The following is a 330-nucleotide window of genomic DNA, read 5'->3' as shown; positions in this document are numbered from 1 at the left end:
TTTAATCTATAGTCGTAGAGATTTAGTAAAACTACAGCGCAAACTTCCTCTTGACTAATATGTTTTGATTTCCGTATTTTTTTATAGATCGTACCGTAATCCCAACGCATAACAGCTCCACCTCTAATTATGTGTATATATGTGACATTTTTACATTTCGATATATGTTTAGTATATCATATATATTAAAGAAAGATGTGATAAACGTGAAAAAAATCACTATTTATTCTTTATAGCATCACTCCCACTCTTCAACTTGTTAGATAGTTGGCGATGGTGGGGATTCCATTCATTGAAGGGATGTGTCCATAGATGAACAAAAGAAGCTTC

The sequence above is a fragment of the Streptococcus sp. HMSC076C09 genome (genome assembly GCF_001837905.1).
Taxonomy (GTDB): Bacteria; Bacillota; Bacilli; order Lactobacillales; family Streptococcaceae; genus Streptococcus; species Streptococcus parasanguinis_I.
The sequence above is the reverse complement of the archived record's forward strand: the minus strand, read 5'-3'. Positions refer to the sequence as shown.